Source organism: Xanthobacter sp. BG11Y11_SDJG (genome assembly GCF_057364445.1).
Window position 1 is genome coordinate 1 of the sequence record NZ_JBNFNU010000523.1, and the last position, 2,391, is coordinate 2,391.

General features: G+C 69.8%; 2 protein-coding genes. One reads left to right on the forward strand and one right to left on the reverse strand.

Features of this window, described 5'->3' with window-relative positions; genetic code table 11:
* Positions 1–174 precede the first annotated feature (174 nt).
* A complete protein-coding gene (gene ilvD, locus AC2W7M_RS23845) occupies positions 175–2,028 on the forward strand; it encodes a dihydroxy-acid dehydratase (RefSeq protein WP_486135445.1) in 1,854 nt (617 codons plus the stop codon).
* 168 nt (positions 2,029–2,196) lie between these two features.
* On the opposite strand, the gene AC2W7M_RS23850 is transcribed toward ilvD, so the two are convergent.
* The coding region (locus tag AC2W7M_RS23850; protein WP_486135447.1) for a hypothetical protein at positions 2,197–2,391 on the reverse strand (195 nt) is incomplete at its 5' end.

Below are 2,391 nucleotides of genomic sequence, written 5' to 3' on the forward strand. Positions count from 1 at the left end.
CGCCGCAGGACGGCCCGCAGCCGCAGGACCGGAGCCGGACGCCGGGCCTGCGGGCTGAGGCCGGCAGCCCGGCTCGCCTTGAAATGATTTAACTTCGCCGCCATTCCCCGTTAGAACGGCGGTTTCAAGAACATCGCGCCGGCTGAAGCCGCGCCCTATCAAGGCGACGAGGATATGCCCCAGTACCGTTCCCGCACGTCCACCCACGGCCGCAACATGGCCGGCGCCCGCGGCCTGTGGCGCGCGACCGGCATGAAGGACGGCGATTTCGGCAAGCCGATCATCGCGGTGGTGAATTCCTTCACCCAGTTCGTGCCGGGCCACGTGCACCTGAAGGATCTCGGCCAGCTGGTGGCGCGCGAGATCGAGAAGGCGGGCGGCGTCGCCAAGGAGTTCAACACCATCGCGGTGGATGACGGCATCGCCATGGGCCATGACGGCATGCTCTATTCGCTGCCCTCGCGCGAGATCATCGCCGACAGCGTGGAATACATGGTCAACGCGCACTGCGCCGACGCCATGGTGTGCATCTCCAATTGCGACAAGATCACCCCCGGCATGCTGATGGCCGCCATGCGCCTCAACATCCCGGCGGTGTTCGTCTCGGGCGGGCCGATGGAGGCCGGCAAGGTGATCCTCTCCACCGGCGAGAAGAAGGTGGACCTCATCGACGCCATGATCGCGGCTGCCGACGAGAAGGTCTCCGACGCCGACGTGCAGGTGATGGAGCGCTCGGCGTGCCCCACCTGCGGCTCGTGCTCGGGCATGTTCACCGCCAATTCCATGAACTGCCTCACCGAGGCGCTCGGCCTTGCCTTGCCGGGCAACGGCTCGGTGCTCGCCACCCATGCCGACCGCGAGCGACTGTTCGTGGAGGCCGGCCACCTCATCGTCGACCTCGCCCGCCGCTATTACGAGCAGGAGGACGCCAGCGTGCTGCCGCGCGCCGTCGCCTCGTTCAAGGCGTTCGAGAACGCCATGACGCTGGACATCTCCATGGGCGGCTCCACCAACACGGTGCTGCACCTGCTGGCGGCCGCCAACGAGGGCGAGGTGCCGTTCACCATGGCCGACATCGACCGCCTCTCGCGCCGCGTGCCGGTGCTGTGCAAGGTGGCCCCGGCCGTCGCCAACATCCACATGGAGGACGTGCACCGCGCCGGCGGCATCATGGCGATCCTCGGCGAGCTGGATCGCGGCGGGCTGATCCACACCGATTTGCCCACCGTCCACGCGCCGACCATGGCCGACGCGCTCGACCGCTGGGACGTGAAGCGCACCAAGAGCGAGAGCGTCGCCACCTTCTATCGCGCCGCGCCCGGCGGCGTGCCGACCCAGGTGGCATTCAGCCAGTCGCGCCGCTGGGACGACCTCGACCTCGACCGCGAGGCCGGCGTCATCCGCGACGTGGCGCACGCTTATTCCAAGGACGGCGGCCTCGCCGTGCTCTACGGCAACATCGCCTTGGACGGCTGCATCGTGAAGACCGCGGGCGTGGACGAGAGCATCCTCGTCTTCAAGGGGCCGGCGCGCATCTTCGAGAGCCAGGACGCGGCGGTGGAGGCGATCCTCTCCACCCAGCGCATCCTGCCGGGCGACATCGTGCTGATCCGCTACGAGGGGCCGCGCGGCGGGCCGGGCATGCAGGAGATGCTGTACCCGACCTCCTATCTGAAGTCGAAGGGCCTCGGGAAGAAGTGCGCTTTGGTCACGGACGGGCGCTTCTCCGGCGGCTCTTCGGGCCTGTCCATCGGCCACGTCTCGCCCGAGGCGGCAGAGGGCGGGGCCATCGGCCTCGTGGAGGAGGGCGACATCATCGAGATCGACATCCCGAACCGCTCCATCCGCGTCGCCATCTCGGACGAGGAACTGGCCGAGCGCCGCGCCGCCATGGAGGCCAAGGGCGACGCCGCCTGGAAGCCGGAGAGCCGCAAGCGCATCGTCTCGCAGGCGCTCCAGGCCTATGCGGCGCTCACCACCTCCGCCGCCCGCGGCGCGGTGCGCGACGTGAAGGCCCTGCGCCGCTGAGGGATGGAGGCGAGCCGGTCGTCCGGCACCGCCCTCACCCCGTCGACCTCCGACTTAATCGGAGGGCCCATCCTGCGGCCGGGCGTGGCCGCGGGGCGGTGGAAGGGATGCTCCGGTCAAGCCGGAGCTTGATGGCGCAGACGACACGCCGAAGGACGGCGGCTGGCCTTACCGGCAGGTGAGGCGGCCGTCGTCATTGGCGATGTCGCGGCCGGCGCTGCACCAGCCGACGGCGGTGGTGGCGTCCACCCAGCGGCCGTTGCGGTCGCGGCAGCTCGCCTTCAGCCAGCCGGCGGTGACGCGGATGTCCTTGCAGCTCATCATGTAGGAGCCGCGCGGCGGCGCCGGGTCGCCGCCGCCGCC

Excerpts from the sequence above, each read along its gene's own strand:
- ilvD (WP_486135445.1), top strand. The coding sequence starts at position 175 with ATGCCCCAGTACCGTTCCCGCACGTCCACCCACGGCCGCAACATGGCC.